This window comes from Citrobacter sp. CFNIH10, from assembly GCF_002934585.1.
GTDB lineage: Bacteria > Pseudomonadota > Gammaproteobacteria > Enterobacterales > Enterobacteriaceae > Citrobacter_A > Citrobacter_A amalonaticus.
The window spans coordinates 1,657,590-1,676,664 of sequence record NZ_CP026216.1; the positions used below are offsets into that span (position 1 = coordinate 1,657,590).

At 54.0% G+C, this 19,075-nt stretch carries 8 protein-coding genes, 1 tRNA gene and 3 rRNA genes; 9 read left to right on the forward strand and 3 right to left on the reverse strand.

Annotated elements, in window-relative coordinates; genetic code table 11:
* Window positions 1-4 precede the first annotated feature (4 nt).
* Window positions 5-1,594, reverse strand: a complete 1,590-nt coding sequence (purH, locus tag C2U53_RS11405) for a bifunctional phosphoribosylaminoimidazolecarboxamide formyltransferase/IMP cyclohydrolase (RefSeq protein ID WP_042998989.1) — start codon at window positions 1,592-1,594, stop codon at window positions 5-7.
* A 625-nt stretch (window positions 1,595-2,219) separates the two neighbouring features.
* Between purH and C2U53_RS11410 the strand changes: the two genes are divergently transcribed.
* From C2U53_RS11410 to rrf, 4 genes are all read left to right on the forward strand, one after another.
* A 16S ribosomal RNA gene (locus C2U53_RS11410) occupies window positions 2,220-3,761 on the forward strand.
* Window positions 3,762-3,847: 86 nt separating this feature from the next.
* A tRNA-Glu gene (locus C2U53_RS11415) sits at window positions 3,848-3,923 on the forward strand.
* Window positions 3,924-4,109: 186 nt separating this feature from the next.
* Window positions 4,110-7,016 (forward strand): 23S ribosomal RNA (locus C2U53_RS11420).
* A 94-nt stretch (window positions 7,017-7,110) separates the two neighbouring features.
* Window positions 7,111-7,226, forward strand: a 5S ribosomal RNA gene (gene rrf, locus C2U53_RS11425).
* Together the 16S, 23S and 5S rRNA genes with 1 tRNA gene alongside form the textbook arrangement of a ribosomal RNA operon.
* Before the next feature lie 166 nt (window positions 7,227-7,392).
* Here rrf and C2U53_RS11430 read toward each other — a convergent pair.
* A complete protein-coding gene (locus C2U53_RS11430; RefSeq protein WP_042998990.1) occupies window positions 7,393-7,842 on the reverse strand; it encodes an acetyltransferase in 450 nt (149 codons plus the stop codon).
* Window positions 7,843-7,998: 156 nt separating this feature from the next.
* Here C2U53_RS11430 and metA point away from each other — a divergent pair, with 156 nt between their 5' ends.
* From metA to aceK, 4 genes are all read left to right on the forward strand, one after another.
* Entirely contained in the window at window positions 7,999-8,928 is a 930-nt protein-coding gene (gene metA / locus C2U53_RS11435) for a homoserine O-succinyltransferase (protein ID WP_042998991.1), read from the forward strand.
* A gap of 268 nt (window positions 8,929-9,196) precedes the next feature.
* Window positions 9,197-10,798 carry a malate synthase A gene (gene aceB, locus C2U53_RS11440; RefSeq protein WP_042998992.1) on the forward strand — a complete coding sequence of 534 codons (1,602 nt, stop codon included), beginning with the start codon at window positions 9,197-9,199 and terminating at the stop codon, window positions 10,796-10,798.
* A gap of 157 nt (window positions 10,799-10,955) precedes the next feature.
* Window positions 10,956-12,260, forward strand: a complete 1,305-nt coding sequence (aceA, locus tag C2U53_RS11445; RefSeq protein ID WP_044268583.1) for an isocitrate lyase — start codon at window positions 10,956-10,958, stop codon at window positions 12,258-12,260.
* A gap of 102 nt (window positions 12,261-12,362) precedes the next feature.
* Window positions 12,363-14,135 (forward strand): bifunctional isocitrate dehydrogenase kinase/phosphatase, encoded by a 1,773-nt coding sequence (gene aceK / locus C2U53_RS11450; protein ID WP_104445912.1) that lies wholly within the window; start codon window positions 12,363-12,365, stop codon window positions 14,133-14,135.
* A gap of 51 nt (window positions 14,136-14,186) precedes the next feature.
* Here aceK and iclR read toward each other — a convergent pair whose 3' ends face one another.
* Window positions 14,187-15,011 carry a glyoxylate bypass operon transcriptional repressor IclR gene (gene iclR, locus C2U53_RS11455; protein WP_042320966.1) on the reverse strand — a complete coding sequence of 275 codons (825 nt, stop codon included), beginning with the start codon at window positions 15,009-15,011 and terminating at the stop codon, window positions 14,187-14,189.
* 193 nt (window positions 15,012-15,204) lie between these two features.
* On the opposite strand from iclR, the gene metH reads away from it, so the two are divergent.
* Window positions 15,205-18,888 carry a methionine synthase gene (gene metH, locus C2U53_RS11460; RefSeq protein ID WP_104445913.1) on the forward strand — a complete coding sequence of 1,228 codons (3,684 nt, stop codon included), beginning with the start codon at window positions 15,205-15,207 and terminating at the stop codon, window positions 18,886-18,888.
* The last annotated feature ends 187 nt before the right edge of the window (window positions 18,889-19,075 follow it).

Here is a 19,075-nt window from a genome sequence, read left to right on the forward strand (position 1 = left end):
TCCATTAATGGCGGAAGTGGCGCATGTCGGTGAAGATCATCGCAATGCCGTGTTCGTCAGCAGCGGCAATGACTTCATCATCACGGATGGAACCGCCTGGCTGGATCACGCAGCTCACGCCAACAGCGGCAGCAGCATCAATACCATCGCGGAACGGGAAGAAGGCGTCGGACGCCATCGCGGAACCTTTCACTTCCAGACCTTCATCAGCGGCTTTGATCCCGGCAATTTTAGCGGAGTAGACGCGGCTCATCTGGCCTGCGCCAATACCGATAGTCATGTTCTCTTTGGCGTAAACAATGGCGTTGGATTTAACGAACTTCGCGACTTTCCAGCAGAACAGCGCGTCGCGCAGTTCCTGTTCGGTCGGCTGGCGCTTCGTCACCACGCGCAGCTCACCAGCAGTGACCATACCCAGATCGCGATCCTGTACCAGCAGACCGCCGTTAACACGTTTGAAGTCCAGGCCCGGCACGCGCTCAGCCCACTGACCGCAGGTCAGAACGCGCACGTTTTGCTTGGCAGCGGTGATTTTCAGCGCCTCATCGGTCGCTGATGGAGCGATGATCACTTCGACAAACTGACGGGAGATGATGGCCTGCGCCGTTTCAGCATCCAGTTCGCGGTTAAAGGCGATGATGCCGCCGAAGGCAGATGTTGGGTCGGTTTTGTAGGCGCGATCGTAGGCATCCAGAATAGAGGTGCTTACGGCAACGCCGCATGGGTTCGCGTGCTTGACGATAACGCAGGCTGGCTCGTTGAACTCTTTCACACATTCCAGCGCGGCGTCGGTATCGGCGATGTTGTTATAGGAGAGCGCTTTGCCCTGAACCTGCTGAGCGGTTGCAACGGAGGCTTCTTGTACGTTCTCTTCTATATAGAATGCAGCCTGCTGGTGGCTGTTTTCACCGTAGCGCATATCCTGCTTCTTAATGAAGTTCAGGTTCAGCGTCCGCGGGAAGCGACCCGCGGCGTCTTTGCTTTCACCGTGATAGGCCGGAACCATGCTGCCAAAATAGTTGGCAATCATACTGTCGTAAGCGGCGGTGTGTTCGAAGGCTTTAATCGCGAGGTCGAAACGGGTATCGAGGGTCAAAGAACCGTCGTTGGCATCCATCTCTTTAATAATGGCGTCGTAGTCGCTGCTCTTTACAACGATTGCGACATCTTTATGGTTTTTTGCAGCAGAGCGCACCATTGTCGGCCCGCCGATGTCGATGTTCTCTACAGCATCTTCCAGTGAGCAGCCTTCGCGGGCAACGGTCTGGGCGAACGGATAAAGGTTAACAACCACCATGTCGATGGGGGCGATGCCGTGCTGTTCCATAATCCCGTCATCCTGACCGCGACGACCGAGAATACCGCCGTGTACTTTAGGATGCAGGGTTTTGACGCGTCCATCCATCATTTCCGGGAAACCGGTGTAATCGGAAACTTCGGTCACCGGCAGACCTTTCTCTGCTAACAGACGGGCAGTGCCCCCTGTCGACAGCAGATCCACACCACGTGCGGAAAGTGCCTGGGCGAATTCGACGATACCAGCTTTGTCAGAAACACTGAGCAGAGCGCGGCGGACTGGACGACGTTGTTGCATGGTAAATCCCCTGGATTTGACGATAACAGAGAGCGTTAGCTGAATTTTTCGTGAAAAACTTAGCTAACGCCCCTTACGGGGCATCCTTGTTTTGCGGGGGCATTGTAACGAAAACGTTTGCGCAACGCTCGCGAATTTTTCTTTTTCGATTCTGGTTCTGATTTTCTCTCTATATAGATCGTTAACGGCAGGGAAGATCCGCTCAAAGATCCCGACGATTGTGGATAAGTCTGTGTGTAAAAGGGTATAAGGCGGGGTTTTGCTGGGGAATGCAGCAGTCAGTCATTTTTCTGCAACTTTTCTATTGCGGATGCCCGGGAACTCCCTATAATGCGCCTCCATCGACACGGCGGATGTGAATCACTTCACACAAACAGCCGGTTCGGTTGAAGAGAAAAATCCTGAAAATCAGGGTTGACTCTGAAAGAGGAAAGCGTAATATACGCCACCTCGCGACAGAGCGCTAAAGCGCGTCGCAACTGCTCTTTAACAATTTATCAGACAATCTGTGTGGGCACTCAGAGTGACATGGATTCTTAACGTCGCAAGACGAAAAATGAATACCAAGTCTCAAAGAGTGAACACGTAATTCATTACGACGTTTAATTCTAAGAGCATCAAACTTAAATTGAAGAGTTTGATCATGGCTCAGATTGAACGCTGGCGGCAGGCCTAACACATGCAAGTCGAACGGTAACAGGAAGCAGCTTGCTGCTTTGCTGACGAGTGGCGGACGGGTGAGTAATGTCTGGGAAACTGCCCGATGGAGGGGGATAACTACTGGAAACGGTAGCTAATACCGCATAATGTCGCAAGACCAAAGAGGGGGACCTTCGGGCCTCTTGCCATCGGATGTGCCCAGATGGGATTAGCTTGTTGGTGAGGTAACGGCTCACCAAGGCGACGATCCCTAGCTGGTCTGAGAGGATGACCAGCCACACTGGAACTGAGACACGGTCCAGACTCCTACGGGAGGCAGCAGTGGGGAATATTGCACAATGGGCGCAAGCCTGATGCAGCCATGCCGCGTGTATGAAGAAGGCCTTCGGGTTGTAAAGTACTTTCAGCGGGGAGGAAGGGGTTAAGGTTAATAACCTTAGCCATTGACGTTACCCGCAGAAGAAGCACCGGCTAACTCCGTGCCAGCAGCCGCGGTAATACGGAGGGTGCAAGCGTTAATCGGAATTACTGGGCGTAAAGCGCACGCAGGCGGTCTGTCAAGTCGGATGTGAAATCCCCGGGCTCAACCTGGGAACTGCATTCGAAACTGGCAGGCTTGAGTCTCGTAGAGGGGGGTAGAATTCCAGGTGTAGCGGTGAAATGCGTAGAGATCTGGAGGAATACCGGTGGCGAAGGCGGCCCCCTGGACGAAGACTGACGCTCAGGTGCGAAAGCGTGGGGAGCAAACAGGATTAGATACCCTGGTAGTCCACGCCGTAAACGATGTCTATTTGGAGGTTGTGCCCTTGAGGCGTGGCTTCCGGAGCTAACGCGTTAAATAGACCGCCTGGGGAGTACGGCCGCAAGGTTAAAACTCAAATGAATTGACGGGGGCCCGCACAAGCGGTGGAGCATGTGGTTTAATTCGATGCAACGCGAAGAACCTTACCTGGTCTTGACATCCACAGAACTTTCCAGAGATGGATAGGTGCCTTCGGGAACTGTGAGACAGGTGCTGCATGGCTGTCGTCAGCTCGTGTTGTGAAATGTTGGGTTAAGTCCCGCAACGAGCGCAACCCTTATCCTTTGTTGCCAGCGGTCCGGCCGGGAACTCAAAGGAGACTGCCAGTGATAAACTGGAGGAAGGTGGGGATGACGTCAAGTCATCATGGCCCTTACGACCAGGGCTACACACGTGCTACAATGGCATATACAAAGAGAAGCGACCTCGCGAGAGCAAGCGGACCTCATAAAGTATGTCGTAGTCCGGATTGGAGTCTGCAACTCGACTCCATGAAGTCGGAATCGCTAGTAATCGTGGATCAGAATGCCACGGTGAATACGTTCCCGGGCCTTGTACACACCGCCCGTCACACCATGGGAGTGGGTTGCAAAAGAAGTAGGTAGCTTAACCTTCGGGAGGGCGCTTACCACTTTGTGATTCATGACTGGGGTGAAGTCGTAACAAGGTAACCGTAGGGGAACCTGCGGTTGGATCACCTCCTTACCTTAAAGAACCTGCCTTTGTAGTGCCCACACAGATTGTCTGATGAAAAGTAAAAAGCAAGGCGTCTTGCCGAAGCAGACTTCAGTGTCCCCTTCGTCTAGAGGCCCAGGACACCGCCCTTTCACGGCGGTAACAGGGGTTCGAATCCCCTAGGGGACGCCACTTGCTGGTTTGTGTGAGTGAAAGTCGCCGGCCTTTGTATCTCAAAACTGACTCAGCGAGTCATGTTTGAGATATTTGCTCTTTAAAAATCTGGATCAAGCTGAAAATTGAAACGACACACTGTTAATGGTGTGTTCGAGTCTCTCAAATTTTCGCAATCAGAAGTGAAACATCTTCGGGTTGTGAGGTTAAGCGACTAAGCGTACACGGTGGATGCCCTGGCAGTCAGAGGCGATGAAGGACGTGCTAATCTGCGAAAAGCGTCGGTAAGGTGATATGAACCGTTATAACCGGCGATGTCCGAATGGGGAAACCCAGTGCAATTCGTTGCACTATCGTTAACTGAATCCATAGGTTAACGAGGCGAACCGGGGGAACTGAAACATCTAAGTACCCCGAGGAAAAGAAATCAACCGAGATTCCCCCAGTAGCGGCGAGCGAACGGGGAGCAGCCCAGAGCCTGAATCAGCATGTGTGGTAGTGGAACGGTCTGGAAAGGCCGGCGATACAGGGTGACAGCCCCGTACACAAAATTGCATGTGCTGTGAGCTCGATGAGTAGGGCGGGACACGTGGTATCCTGTCTGAATATGGGGGGACCATCCTCCAAGGCTAAATACTCCTGACTGACCGATAGTGAACCAGTACCGTGAGGGAAAGGCGAAAAGAACCCCGGCGAGGGGAGTGAAAAAGAACCTGAAACCGTGTACGTACAAGCAGTGGGAGCCTCTTTAATGGGGTGACTGCGTACCTTTTGTATAATGGGTCAGCGACTTATATTCTGTAGCAAGGTTAACCGAATAGGGGAGCCGAAGGGAAACCGAGTCTTAACTGGGCGTTAAGTTGCAGGGTATAGACCCGAAACCCGGTGATCTAGCCATGGGCAGGTTGAAGGTTGGGTAACACTAACTGGAGGACCGAACCGACTAATGTTGAAAAATTAGCGGATGACTTGTGGCTGGGGGTGAAAGGCCAATCAAACCGGGAGATAGCTGGTTCTCCCCGAAAGCTATTTAGGTAGCGCCTCGTGAATTCATCTCCGGGGGTAGAGCACTGTTTCGGCTAGGGGGCCATCCCGGCTTACCAACCCGATGCAAACTGCGAATACCGGAGAATGTTATCACGGGAGACACACGGCGGGTGCTAACGTCCGTCGTGAAGAGGGAAACAACCCAGACCGCCAGCTAAGGTCCCAAAGTCATGGTTAAGTGGGAAACGATGTGGGAAGGCTCAGACAGCCAGGATGTTGGCTTAGAAGCAGCCATCATTTAAAGAAAGCGTAATAGCTCACTGGTCGAGTCGGCCTGCGCGGAAGATGTAACGGGGCTAAACCATGCACCGAAGCTGCGGCAGCGACACTAAGTGTTGTTGGGTAGGGGAGCGTTCTGTAAGCCTGCGAAGGTGTGCTGTGAGGCATGCTGGAGGTATCAGAAGTGCGAATGCTGACATAAGTAACGATAAAGCGGGTGAAAAGCCCGCTCGCCGGAAGACCAAGGGTTCCTGTCCAACGTTAATCGGGGCAGGGTGAGTCGACCCCTAAGGCGAGGCCGAAAGGCGTAGTCGATGGGAAACAGGTTAATATTCCTGTACCAGGTGTTACTGCGAAGGGGGGACGGAGAAGGCTATGTTGGCCGGGCGACGGTTGTCCCGGTTTAAGCGTGTAGGTGTGTGTTCCAGGTAAATCCGGTTCACTTTAACACTGAGGCGTGATGACGAGGCACTACGGTGCTGAAGCAACAAATGCCCTGCTTCCAGGAAAAGCCTCTAAGCATCAGGTAACATCAGATCGTACCCCAAACCGACACAGGTGGTCAGGTAGAGAATACCAAGGCGCTTGAGAGAACTCGGGTGAAGGAACTAGGCAAAATGGTGCCGTAACTTCGGGAGAAGGCACGCTGATATGTAGGTGAAGCGATTTACTCGTGGAGCTGAAATCAGTCGAAGATACCAGCTGGCTGCAACTGTTTATTAAAAACACAGCACTGTGCAAACACGAAAGTGGACGTATACGGTGTGACGCCTGCCCGGTGCCGGAAGGTTAATTGATGGGGTTATCCGTAAGGAGAAGCTCTTGATCGAAGCCCCGGTAAACGGCGGCCGTAACTATAACGGTCCTAAGGTAGCGAAATTCCTTGTCGGGTAAGTTCCGACCTGCACGAATGGCGTAATGATGGCCAGGCTGTCTCCACCCGAGACTCAGTGAAATTGAACTCGCTGTGAAGATGCAGTGTACCCGCGGCAAGACGGAAAGACCCCGTGAACCTTTACTATAGCTTGACACTGAACACTGGTCCTTGATGTGTAGGATAGGTGGGAGGCTTTGAAGCGCGGACGCCAGTTCGTGTGGAGCCGCCCTTGAAATACCACCCTTTAATGGCTGGTGTTCTAACGTAGGCCCGTAATCCGGGTTGCGGACAGTGTCTGGTGGGTAGTTTGACTGGGGCGGTCTCCTCCTAAAGAGTAACGGAGGAGCACGAAGGTTAGCTAATCCTGGTCGGACATCAGGAGGTTAGTGCAAAGGCATAAGCTAGCTTGACTGCGAGCGTGACGGCGCGAGCAGGTGCGAAAGCAGGTCTTAGTGATCCGGTGGTTCTGAATGGAAGGGCCATCGCTCAACGGATAAAAGGTACTCCGGGGATAACAGGCTGATACCGCCCAAGAGTTCATATCGACGGCGGTGTTTGGCACCTCGATGTCGGCTCATCACATCCTGGGGCTGAAGTAGGTCCCAAGGGTATGGCTGTTCGCCATTTAAAGTGGTACGCGAGCTGGGTTTAGAACGTCGTGAGACAGTTCGGTCCCTATCTGCCGTGGGCGCTGGAGAATTGAGGGGGGCTGCTCCTAGTACGAGAGGACCGGAGTGGACGCATCACTGGTGTTCGGGTTGTCATGCCAATGGCACTGCCCGGTAGCTAAATGCGGAAGAGATAAGTGCTGAAAGCATCTAAGCACGAAACTTGCCCCGAGATGAGTTCTCCCTGACCCTTTAAGGGTCCTGAAGGAACGTTGAAGACGACGACGTTGATAGGCCGGGTGTGTAAGCGCAGCGATGCGTTGAGCTAACCGGTACTAATGAACCGTGAGGCTTAACCTTACAACGCCGAAGCTGTTTTGGCGGATTGAGAAAATTTTCAGCCTGATTACAGATTAGATTAACCGGCGAAAGGCGGGTTAATAAACAGAATTTGCCTGGCGGCTGTAGCGCGGTGGTCCCACCTGACCCCATGCCGAACTCAGAAGTGAAACGCCGTAGCGCCGATGGTAGTGTGGGGTCTCCCCATGCGAGAGTAGGGAACTGCCAGGCATCAATTAAGTGAAGAGCCCATCCTGACGGATGGGCTTTTTTGCGTTTCTGCGCTGCAAATTTGGAGTGTGGCTTTGCCTTATCTGGCCTGTAGGCCTGACAGGCGCAGCGCCTCAGGCAGACCGCACCACTGCCGGATGGCGGCTTTGCCTTATCCGGCCTGCTGTCAGGACGAGGCTTTGTGGTAACGCAAATGCAATAACGGATATGGCTGCCCAAGATCGTCGACCTCTGCGCGCCCCGTCACCCTGAATCCCATCTTCTTATAGAATCCCACAGCTTGTTCATTCTGCTCGTTCACGTTAGTCGTCAACGCGGGCGCTAGCGAAAGCGCATGCTCAATCAACAGTTTACCCACGCCACAGCCCCGAATATCGGGATCAACAAACAGCGCATCCATATGCTCTCCAGTGAGCAACATAAACGCGACGGGCTCATCCTGCTCATTAGCGGCAACCCATAAAGGGGCTTCGGGTAAAAACGAGCGGACTAGTTCCTCCAGCTTGATGCGGTACTCTTTAGACAGAAAATCATGCGTGGCGTCGACCGAACGGCACCAGATTGCAATCAGTTTGTTCCCTTCATCATGCCGCGATCGGCGTATGTTAATAACCATATTCTCTCCTTTTCGTTATGCTTATATTCTAACGTATCCGTCGTCGTGAAACTTTCTCACCTTTAACATGCAGGCTCGACATTGGCGTGATTTCTGAGTATCTTCAGCTATCTGGATGTCTAAACGTTTAAACGTATGTAGTGAGGTTATCAGGTTATGCCGATTCGTGTGCAGGACGAGCTACCCGCCGTCAATTTCTTACGTGAGGAAAACGTCTTTGTTATGACGACTTCCCGTGCTTCAGGTCAGGAAATTCGTCCGCTAAAGGTACTCATCCTCAACCTGATGCCGAAGAAAATCGAAACGGAAAATCAGTTTTTGCGGCTGCTGTCGAACTCTCCGTTGCAGGTGGATGTACAGTTACTGCGCATTGATGCACGTGAGTCGCGTAATACGCCAGCAGAGCATCTGAACAACTTCTACTGTAACTTTGAGGATATCTGCGATCAGAACTTCGATGGCTTGATCGTCACCGGCGCGCCGCTGGGTCTGGTGGAGTTCAATGATGTTGCCTACTGGCCACAGATCAAACAAGTGCTGGAGTGGGCGAAAGATCATGTCACCTCAACGCTGTTTGTCTGTTGGGCGGTCCAGGCAGCGCTTAATATCCTCTACGGTATTCCGAAACAGACCCGCACTGATAAGCTTTCTGGCGTTTATGAGCATCATATTCTTCACCCTCATGCACTGCTGACGCGGGGTTTTGATGATTCGTTCCTGGCCCCGCATTCACGCTATGCTGATTTCCCGTCAGTGTTGATCCGTGACTACACCGATCTTGAGATCCTCGCCGAGACTGAGAATGGTGATGCCTATCTTTTTGCCAGCAAAGATAAACGCATTGCGTTTGTCACGGGCCATCCGGAATATGATGCCAACACATTAGGTAGCGAATATTTCCGCGATGTAGAAGCCGGATTAAACCCCGACGTTCCCTACAATTATTTCCCGCAAAACGATCCCCAAAACAAACCTCGCGCTACCTGGCGAAGCCACGGTAATTTGCTGTTCATCAACTGGCTCAACTATTACGTCTACCAGATCACACCATATGATCTGCGTCACATGAATCCAACGCTGGATTAATCGTCTGTCGCTGACGATCCTAAAGCGTTTCAGCATAGTGAATCAGGCACCTTCGGGTGCCTTTTTTATTTCCGAAATGCACTTCAACTTGTGATTAAACTTTATTTTTATTGTTATCAATAGGTTAATTGATAATTAAATTAAAAATGGAAATTGTTTTTGATTTTGAAATTTAAATGAGTAGTCTTAGTTGTGCTGAACGAAAAGCGCACAACGATCCTTCGTTCGCATTGGGAATGCTTTGTTATCAATGACGAGGAGTTACAGAATGAATCAACAGGCAACGACTACCGATGAATTGATCTTTACCAGGCCCCATGGTGAGCCAGAGAAGCAGATCCTGACCGATGAAGCGGTCGAATTTCTCACTGAACTGGTGGCGCGCTTTACGACGAAGCGCAATAAGCTGCTCGCGGCTCGTATTCAGCAGCAGCGGGATATCGACAACGGTATATTGCCTGATTTTATTTCGGAAACTGTTTCCATTAGAAACGGAGACTGGAAGATTCGCGGCATTCCGGAGGATTTACAGGATCGTCGGGTCGAAATCACCGGACCGGTTGAACGCAAGATGGTCATCAATGCGTTGAACGCGAATGTGAAGGTTTTTATGGCCGATTTCGAAGATTCGCTGGCACCGGAATGGAGCAAAGTGATCGACGGGCATATCAACCTGCGTGACGCGGTAAACGGCACCATCAGCTACACCAATGAAGCTGGCAAAATCTATCAGTTGAAGCCCAATCCGGCATTACTGATTTGCCGTGTGCGTGGTCTGCACCTGCCGGAAAAACATGTGACCTGGCGCGGTGAAGCGATCCCCGGCAGCCTGTTCGATTTTGCCCTCTATTTCTTCCATAACTACAAAGCGTTGCTGGCCAAAGGCAGCGGTCCCTATTTCTACCTGCCGAAAACGCAGGCCTGGCAGGAAGCGGCCTGGTGGAGTGAAGTCTTCAGCTATACCGAAGATCGTTTCAATCTGTCGCGCGGTACGATTAAAGCTACGCTGCTGATTGAAACCCTGCCGGCCGTGTTCCAGATGGACGAGATCCTGCACGCGCTGCGTGACCATATTGTCGGGCTGAACTGTGGTCGCTGGGATTACATCTTCAGCTATATCAAAACGCTGAAGAATCATCCGGATCGCGTTCTGCCGGACCGCCAGGTGGTGACGATGGATAAGCCTTTCCTTAGCGCCTATTCGCGTCTGCTGATTAAAACCTGTCACAAACGTGGTGCCTTCGCGATGGGCGGTATGGCGGCATTCATCCCGAGCAAAGACGCTGAACGCAATAATCAGGTACTCAGCAAGGTGAAAGCGGATAAAGCGCTGGAAGCCAATAACGGCCACGACGGCACGTGGATTGCGCATCCGGGACTGGCGGATACCGCGATGGCAGTCTTCAACGAGGTGCTCGGCGAGAACAAAAACCAGCTGTTTGTGACCCGTGATGAAGACGCGCCGATTACCGCAGAACAATTGCTGGCGCCATGTGAAGGCGAGCGTACGGAAGAGGGGATGCGCGCCAATATTCGCGTTGCGGTGCAGTACATCGAAGCGTGGATCTCCGGCAACGGCTGCGTGCCGATTTATGGCCTGATGGAAGATGCGGCGACAGCGGAGATCTCCCGTACGTCAATCTGGCAGTGGATCCATCACGAGAAAACCCTGAGCAACGGCAAACCGGTCACTAAGGCGCTGTTCCGCCAGATGTTGGCTGAAGAGATGCGGGTCATCCAGGACGAACTGGGTGAACACCGTTACAGCAGCGGCCGATTTGATGATGCCGCGCGCCTGATGGAGCAAATCACCACTTCTGACGAATTAATCGATTTCCTGACATTGCCAGGCTACCGCCTGCTGGCGTAAATGCCCAGGCTATTTTGTTCGCCATTTTGGCCCCGGGCCGTGCTCAAAATCCTCACGTACGATAAGTACGCTCCGGTTTTTGCGCGGCTTCCCGTGACCAAACTGCCTTCACCAATAACGCCTGGGAAGCCAGGAGAATAATATGGAGCATCTGCACATGAAAACCCGTACCCAACAGATCGAAGCGTTACAGAAAGAATGGACACAACCACGCTGGGAAGGCATCCGTCGCCCGTACAGCGCGGAGGAAGTGGTGAAATTACGCGGCTCGGTTAACCCGGAATGCACGCTGGCGCAGCTGGGCGCAGCCAAAATGTGGCGTCTGCTGCACGGCGAATCGAAAAAAGGTTACATCAACAGCCTTGGTGCGCTGACCGGTGGTCAGGCGTTACAGCAGGCGAAAGCGGGTATCGAAGCGGTGTATCTGTCGGGGTGGCAGGTTGCGGCGGATGCCAACCTGGCGTCCAGTATGTACCCGGATCAATCGCTCTACCCGGCGAATTCTGTTCCGGCAGTGGTGGATCGGATCAACAACACCTTTCGCCGTGCGGATCAGATCCAGTGGTCCAGCGGTATTGAGCCCAACGATCCGCGCTATGTGGATTACTTCCTGCCAATCGTCGCCGATGCGGAAGCCGGGTTTGGCGGCGTACTGAATGCGTTTGAGCTGATGAAGTCGATGATTGAGGCCGGTGCAGCGGCTGTTCACTTCGAAGATCAACTGGCCTCGGTGAAGAAATGTGGTCATATGGGCGGCAAAGTGCTGGTGCCAACTCAGGAAGCGATTCAGAAACTGGTGGCTGCGCGTCTGGCGGCAGACGTTATGGGCGTCCCGACGCTGGTGATTGCGCGTACCGATGCGGATGCGGCGGATCTGATCACCTCCGACTGTGACCCGTACGACAGCGAATTTATTACCGGCGAGCGCACCAGTGAAGGATTCTTCCGTACGCGTGCCGGCATTGAGCAGGCGATCAGCCGTGGCCTGGCCTACGCCCCGTATGCCGATCTGGTGTGGTGTGAAACCTCGACGCCGGATCTGGAACTGGCGAAGCGTTTTGCCGATGCGATTCATGCGAAATTCCCAGGCAAACTGCTGGCCTATAACTGTTCGCCGTCGTTCAACTGGCAGAAGAATCTGGACGATAAGACCATCGCCAGCTTCCAGCAGCAGTTGTCCGATATGGGTTACAAATACCAGTTCATTACCCTGGCAGGTATTCACAGCATGTGGTTCAACATGTTCGACCTTGCGCACTCCTACGCGCAGGGTGAAGGCATGCGCCACTATGTTGAGAAGGTTCAGCAGCCGGAATTTGCGGCGGCTAAAGACGGTTACACCTTCGTGTCCCATCAGCAGGAAGTAGGGACAGGCTACTTTGATAAAGTCACCACCATCATTCAGGGCGGCACTTCCTCGGTGACCGCGCTGACCGGCTCGACCGAAGAATCACAGTTTTGATTAATGCCCGGTGGCGCTGCGCTTACCGGGCCTACGAAGGGATGTAGGCCGGATAAGCAGACGCGCTATCCGGCATGACGTTGTGCCGGATGAGGAGAAGCGATGACGCGTGGCCTGGAGTTACTGATTGCTCAGACGATTTTGCAAGGTTTCGACGCCCAGTATGGTCGATTTCTGGAAGTGACCTCCGGCGCGCAACAGCGCTTTGAACAGGCTGACTGGCATGCCGTGCAGCAGGCGATGAAAAGCCGTATTCACCTCTACGATCACCACGTGGGTCTGGTGGTGGAACAACTGCGCTGCATCACTGGCGGCAAAAGTACCGACGCCGCATTTTTGCTGCGTGTAAAAGAGCATTACACGGGGCTCCTGCCGGATTACCCGCGCTTCGAGATTGCGGAGAGCTTTTTTAACTCCGTATATTGTCGGTTATTTGACCACCGCTCGCTCACTCCCGAGCGGCTCTTTATTTTTAGCTCCCAGCCGGAACGTCGTTTCCGGACGATCCCGCGTCCGCTGGCAAAAGATTTCTTCCCGGATAGCGGTTGGGAACCGCTGCTCACCCGCATTCTCAGCGATCTGCCGTTGCGCCTGCCCTGGCAGAACAAAGGGCGCGATATTCGCTATATCATTGCACATCTGCGTCAAACCTTTGGTGAGGAGACGTTGCAGCAGTGCCATCTACAGGTGGCTAACGAACTGTTTTATCGCAATAAAGCTGCATGGTTGGTCGGCAAACTCATCACGCCATCCGCCACGTTGCCCTTTTTGCTGCCGATTCATCGCACCGATGAAGGTGAACTGTTTGTGGATACCTGCCTGACCACCACGGCAGAAGCCAGTATCGTGTTCGGTTTCGCTCGTTCCTATTTTATGGTGTACGCGCCGCTGCCCGCCGCGCTGGTGGAATGGTTGCGCGAGATCCTGCCAGGAAAAACCACCGCTGAGTTATACATGGCGATTGGCTGTCAGAAACATGCGAAGACCGAGAGCTATCGCGAGTATTTGTTGTATCTGCGCAGCTGCGATGAGCAGTTCATTGAAGCGCCGGGCATACGTGGCATGGTGATGCTGGTCTTTACGCTGCCGGGGTTCGACCGGGTTTTTAAAATCATTAAAGATAAGTTCGCGCCGCAAAAAGAGATGTCTGCCGCCCACGTTCGCGCCTGCTATCAACTGGTGAAAGAGCACGATCGCGTGGGACGCATGGCAGATACCCAGGAGTTCGAAAATTTCGTGCTGGATAAACGTCAGATCGATCCGGCATTGATGGCGCTGTTACTTGAGGAAGTGCCGGAAAAGATAACCGATCTTGGTGAGCAGATTGTCATCCGTCATCTCTATATTGAGCGGCGGATGGTGCCGCTCAATATCTGGCTTGAGCAGGTCGAAGGTCAGCAACTGCGGGATGCGATTGAGGAGTACGGCAACGCGATTCGCCAGCTTGCCGCCGCCAATATTTTCCCCGGCGACATGCTGTTCAAAAACTTTGGCGTCACCCGTCATGGTCGCGTGGTGTTCTACGATTACGATGAAATCTGCTACATGACGGAAGTGAATTTCCGGGACATCCCGCCGCCGCGCTACCCGGAAGATGAGATGAGTGCCGAGCCCTGGTATAGCGTATCCCCTGGCGATGTGTTTCCTGAGGAGTTTCGCCACTGGTTATGCGCCGACCCACGCATCGGACCGCTGTTTGAGGAGATGCACGCCGATCTGTTTCGTGCCGATTACTGGCGCGCATTACAGACGCGCATTCGGGAAGGGCATGTTGAAGATGTTTACGCATATCGCCGTCGCCAGCGATTCAGCGTGCGTTATGAAACCGACCGGGCGCTTGCGCCGCCATCCGGCAATGTGCGCCGACCTGCCTGATGGCACGACGCTTATCAGGCTTGCCGAAAATGTTCCTGAGGGGGATTTTGTTTAACGAATCCCGCCGTATGCCAGCGTCACCTCTTTCGCCGCCTTGATCACCATCGCGCCAAACTCGGTCACGCGGTCGTCCGTGATGCGCGAAATCGGGCCAGAGATAGAGATTGCCGCGAACGGCTCGCGGTGTTCGTCATAAATGCACGACGCGACACAACGCAGACCGAGCGCATGTTCCTCATCATCAAAGGAATAACCGCGCTTGCGGGTCTGGGCGAGGTCGTCCTTCAGATGAACTGGGGAGACCAGCGTCGCGTGGGTGTATGCATGCAGCCCTTTGCGGTGCAGCAACTGGGTCACCTGTTCTTCGCTCAGTTGTGCTAAAAACGCTTTGCCTGCGCCAGAGGCGTGCATCGGCAGCTTACCGCCAATCGGCGCGGACATACGCATCAGTTGGGTACACTGTACCTGGTCAATGATAATCGCCTGATGATCACTTTGATCCAGCACCGCCAGATTCACCGTTTCGCCGGAATCTTCCATCAGTTTGCGCAGAATAGGGTGGACGATCGCCAGCAAATTGCGGCTCTGTAAAAAGCTGCTGCCGACGATAAACGCATGCGCGCCTATCGCCCAGTGTCCAAGGTCACCCACCTGACGCACAAAGCCCTGCTGCTGCATAGTGGTCAGTAAGCGATGAGTCGTGGAGTTCGGCAGGCCAGCCTGCTGTGCCAGCTCGGTCAATGCCACGCTGCCGTTGGATTCCGCGATCCATTCCAGCAGTTTCAGACCACGGGTCAGCGACTGAACCTGTCCGGCAGCGGGGGCGGTCGTCGCGGCGGGTTTTCTGCCGCGTTTGGCGGGAACGGGTGCAACCATAGTGCATTCCTTTTCTGTATCGTGGAAATCATTTTCGTTTTATTCAATTATAATGCAAGAAGTCTTGTACTGATCGGATGAGTGAAGCTGAACATGTCTCATGTTGCCCGTTGTTGGCTTTTCCGTCAGCCCTGTTTATGCCACTATGTTTTGTTGACTTTTTCGGTCTGGTTAAGCGTTGTCGGGAGCAAGTGTGAGCAGCAAAGTTGAACAACTGCGTGCGCAGTTAAATGAACGTATTCTGGTGCTGGACGGCGGTATGGGCACGATGATCCAGAGCTATCGTCTGAGTGAAGAGGATTTCCGTGGTGAACGCTTTGCCGACTGGCCGTGCGACCTGAAAGGCAACAATGACCTGCTGGTGCTGAGTAAGCCAGAGGTGATCGCCGCGATTCATAACGCGTACTTTGACGCGGGCGCGGACATCATTGAAACCAACACGTTTAACTCCACCCCCATCGCGATGGCGGATTACCAGATGGAATCCCTGTCGGCGGAGATCAACTTTGCCGCCGCGAAACTGGCGCGTGCCTGTGCCGATGAGTGGACTGCCCGTACCCCGGAAAAACCGCGCTATGTTGCGGGCGTTCTCGGCCCAACCAACCGGACCGCATCGATCTCGCCGGATGTGAATGACCCGGCATTTCGTAATATCACCTTTGATCAACTGGTGGCTGCTTACCGCGAATCCACCAAAGCGCTGGTGGAAGGTGGCAGTGACTTGATTTTGATCGAAACCGTCTTCGATACGCTGAACGCGAAAGCGGCGATTTTTGCGGTGAAAGAGGAGCTGGAAGCGCTGGGCATCGACCTGCCGATCATGATTTCCGGCACCATCACCGATGCTTCTGGACGTACCCTTTCCGGGCAAACGACAGAGGCGTTTTACAACTCCCTGCGCCATGCTGAACCTCTCACTTTCGGCCTCAACTGCGCGCTGGGGCCGGATGAACTGCGTCAGTATGTGCAGGAACTGTCTCGCATTGCTGAATGTTACGTGACTGCACACCCGAACGCCGGGCTGCCCAACGCTTTCGGTGAATACGATCTCGATGCCGATACGATGGCAAAACAGATCCGCGAATGGGCCGAAGCGGGCTTCCTGAATATCGTTGGCGGCTGCTGCGGCACCACACCGGAACACATCGCGGCAATGAGCAGGGCGGTCGAGGGACTGGCACCGCGCCCGTTGCCGGAGATCCCGGTGGCCTGCCGCTTATCCGGTCTCGAACCGCTGAATATTGGCGACGACAGCCTGTTTGTAAACGTCGGTGAGCGTACCAACGTTACCGGCTCCGCCAAATTTAAGCGCCTGATCAAAGAAGAAAAATACAGCGAAGCGCTGGACGTTGCCCGTCAGCAGGTAGAAAGCGGCGCACAGATTATTGATATCAACATGGATGAGGGGATGCTCGACGCCGAAGCGGCGATGGTGCGCTTTCTCAACCTGATCGCCGGTGAGCCTGACATTGCTCGTGTGCCGATCATGATTGACTCCTCAAAATGGGACGTCATCGAGAAAGGGCTGAAGTGCATCCAGGGGAAAGGCATCGTTAACTCCATCTCGATGAAAGAGGGGGTTGAAACCTTTATCCATCATGCGAAGCTGCTGCGCCGCTACGGTGCGGCGGTGGTGGTGATGGCCTTTGATGAGCAGGGCCAGGCGGATACGCGTGCGCGTAAAATCGAGATTTGCCGCCGGGCGTACAGGATCCTCACCGAGGAGGTGGGCTTCCCGCCGGAAGACATCATTTTCGACCCGAATATTTTCGCAGTAGCAACCGGGATCGATGAGCACAACAACTACGCGCAGGACTTTATCGGTGCCTGTGAAGACATCAAACGCGAGCTGCCGCATGCGTTGATCTCCGGCGGCGTGTCCAACGTGTCATTCTCGTTCCGTGGCAACGATCCGGTGCGCGAAGCCATTCACGCGGTGTTCCTCTACTATGCCATTCGTAACGGTATGGACATGGGGATTGTCAACGCCGGGCAACTGGCGATTTACGACGATCTCCCTGCCGAGCTGCGCGATGCGGTGGAGGATGTGATCCTCAATCGGCGTGATGACGGCACCGAACGATTGCTGGAGTTGGCGGAGAGATATCGCGGTAGCAAGAGTGATGAGGCGGCCAACGCACAACTGGCGGAGTGGCGCACCTGGGAAGTGAAAAAGCGCCTCGAATACTCGCTGGTTAAAGGCATCACCGAGTTTATCGAGCAGGACACCGAAGAGGCGCGTCAGCAGGCGGCCCGCCCGATTGAGGTGATTGAAGGGCCGCTGATGGACGGGATGAACGTCGTCGGCGACCTGTTCGGCGAAGGAAAAATGTTCCTGCCGCAGGTAGTGAAATCCGCCCGCGTAATGAAACAGGCGGTGGCGTATCTCGAACCGTTTATCGAAGCCAGTAAAGAGAAAGGCTCCAGCAATGGCAAAATGGTCATCGCCACCGTGAAGGGCGATGTCCACGATATCGGCAAAAATATCGTTGGCGTGGTCCTGCAATGTAACAACTACGAAATCGTCGATCTTGGCGTGATGGTGCCGGCGGAGAAAATTCTCCGAACCGCCAAAGAGGTGAATGCGGATCTGATAGGCCTTTCCGGGCTGATTACCCCGTCGCTGGACGAAATGGTCAACGTGGCGAAAGAGATGGAGCGTCAGGGCTTCACCATACCGCTGCTGATTGGCGGCGCGACGACCTCGAAAGCGCACACGGCGGTGAAAATCGAGCAGAACTACAGCGGCCCTACGGTGTATGTGCAGAACGCTTCGCGCACCGTCGGCGTGGTCGCCGCGTTGCTTTCTGATACCCAGCGCGATGACTTTGTCGCCCGTACCCGTAAAGAGTATGAAACCGTGCGCATCCAGCATGGGCGTAAGAAACCGCGCACGCCGCCGGTGACGCTCGCCGCCGCGCGGGATAACGATCTGGCGTTTGACTGGGAAAGCTATACCCCGCCAGTGGCGCACCGTCTGGGTGTGCAGGAGGTCGAAGCCAGCATCGAAACGCTGCGTAACTACATCGACTGGACGCCGTTCTTTATGACCTGGTCGCTGGCCGGGAAGTATCCGCGCATTCTGGAAGATGAAGTGGTAGGTGAAGAGGCGAAGCGCCTGTTTAACGATGCCAACGACATGCTGGATAAATTGAGCGCAGAGAAGGCGCTGAATCCGCGCGGTGTGGTGGGGCTGTTCCCGGCAAACCGCGTGGGTGATGACATCGAAATCTATCGTGACGAAACGCGAACGCACGTGCTGACGGTCAGCCATCATCTGCGTCAACAGACTGAAAAAGTGGGCTTTGCTAACTACTGTCTGTCTGACTTCGTGGCGCCGAAGCTGACCGGCAAAGCGGACTACATCGGTGCTTTTGCGGTGACCGGTGGTCTGGAGGAGGACGCGCTGGCGGATGCGTTTGAAGCGCAGCACGATGATTACAACAAGATCATGGTGAAAGCGCTTGCCGACCGTCTGGCGGAAGCCTTCGCGGAATACCTGCATGAGCGCGTGCGTAAGGTCTACTGGGGCTATGCGCCGAACGAAAATCTCAGCAATGAAGAGCTGATTCGCGAAAACTACCAGGGAATTCGTCCGGCGCCGGGGTACCCGGCCTGTCCGGAGCATACCGAGAAAGGCACCATCTGGCAGTTGCTGGAAGTGGAAAAGCACACCGGCATGAAGCTTACCGAATCCTTCGCCATGTGGCCTGGCGCATCGGTTTCCGGCTGGTACTTCAGCCATCCGGACAGCAAGTATTACGCGGTTGCACAGATTCAGCGCGATCAGGTGGAAGACTACGCGTTCCGTAAAGGGATGAGTGTTTCTGACGTTGAGCGCTGGCTGGCCCCTAACCTGGGCTACGACGCCGACTGATTCACGAAACTGTCATCTTTCCTTACAACTAACAGGGTGCTTGTCGGGCACCCTGTCTCTTTCTTGCGTTTAAACCCTTATACTGGAAGAAGGCTATGACCTCTCTGGTTATATTTTTACACGCAATCATTCAAGTTGCGTCGAGGCGGCAAGCCTGGGAATCTCCAGGAGCTTACTGAAGTAAGTG

Bases quoted from the DNA above. Each gene is read 5' to 3' on its own strand.
- purH (WP_042998989.1), bottom strand. From the start codon at position 1,594: ATGCAACAACGTCGTCCAGTCCGCCGCGCTCTGCTCAGTGTTTCTGAC.
- C2U53_RS11430 (WP_042998990.1), bottom strand. From the start codon at position 7,842: ATGGTTATTAACATACGCCGATCGCGGCATGATGAAGGGAACAAACTG.
- metA (WP_042998991.1), top strand. From the start codon at position 7,999: ATGCCGATTCGTGTGCAGGACGAGCTACCCGCCGTCAATTTCTTACGT.
- aceB (WP_042998992.1), top strand. From the start codon at position 9,197: ATGAATCAACAGGCAACGACTACCGATGAATTGATCTTTACCAGGCCC.
- aceA (WP_044268583.1), top strand. From the start codon at position 10,956: ATGAAAACCCGTACCCAACAGATCGAAGCGTTACAGAAAGAATGGACA.
- aceK (WP_104445912.1), top strand. From the start codon at position 12,363: ATGACGCGTGGCCTGGAGTTACTGATTGCTCAGACGATTTTGCAAGGT.
- iclR (WP_042320966.1), bottom strand. From the start codon at position 15,011: ATGGTTGCACCCGTTCCCGCCAAACGCGGCAGAAAACCCGCCGCGACG.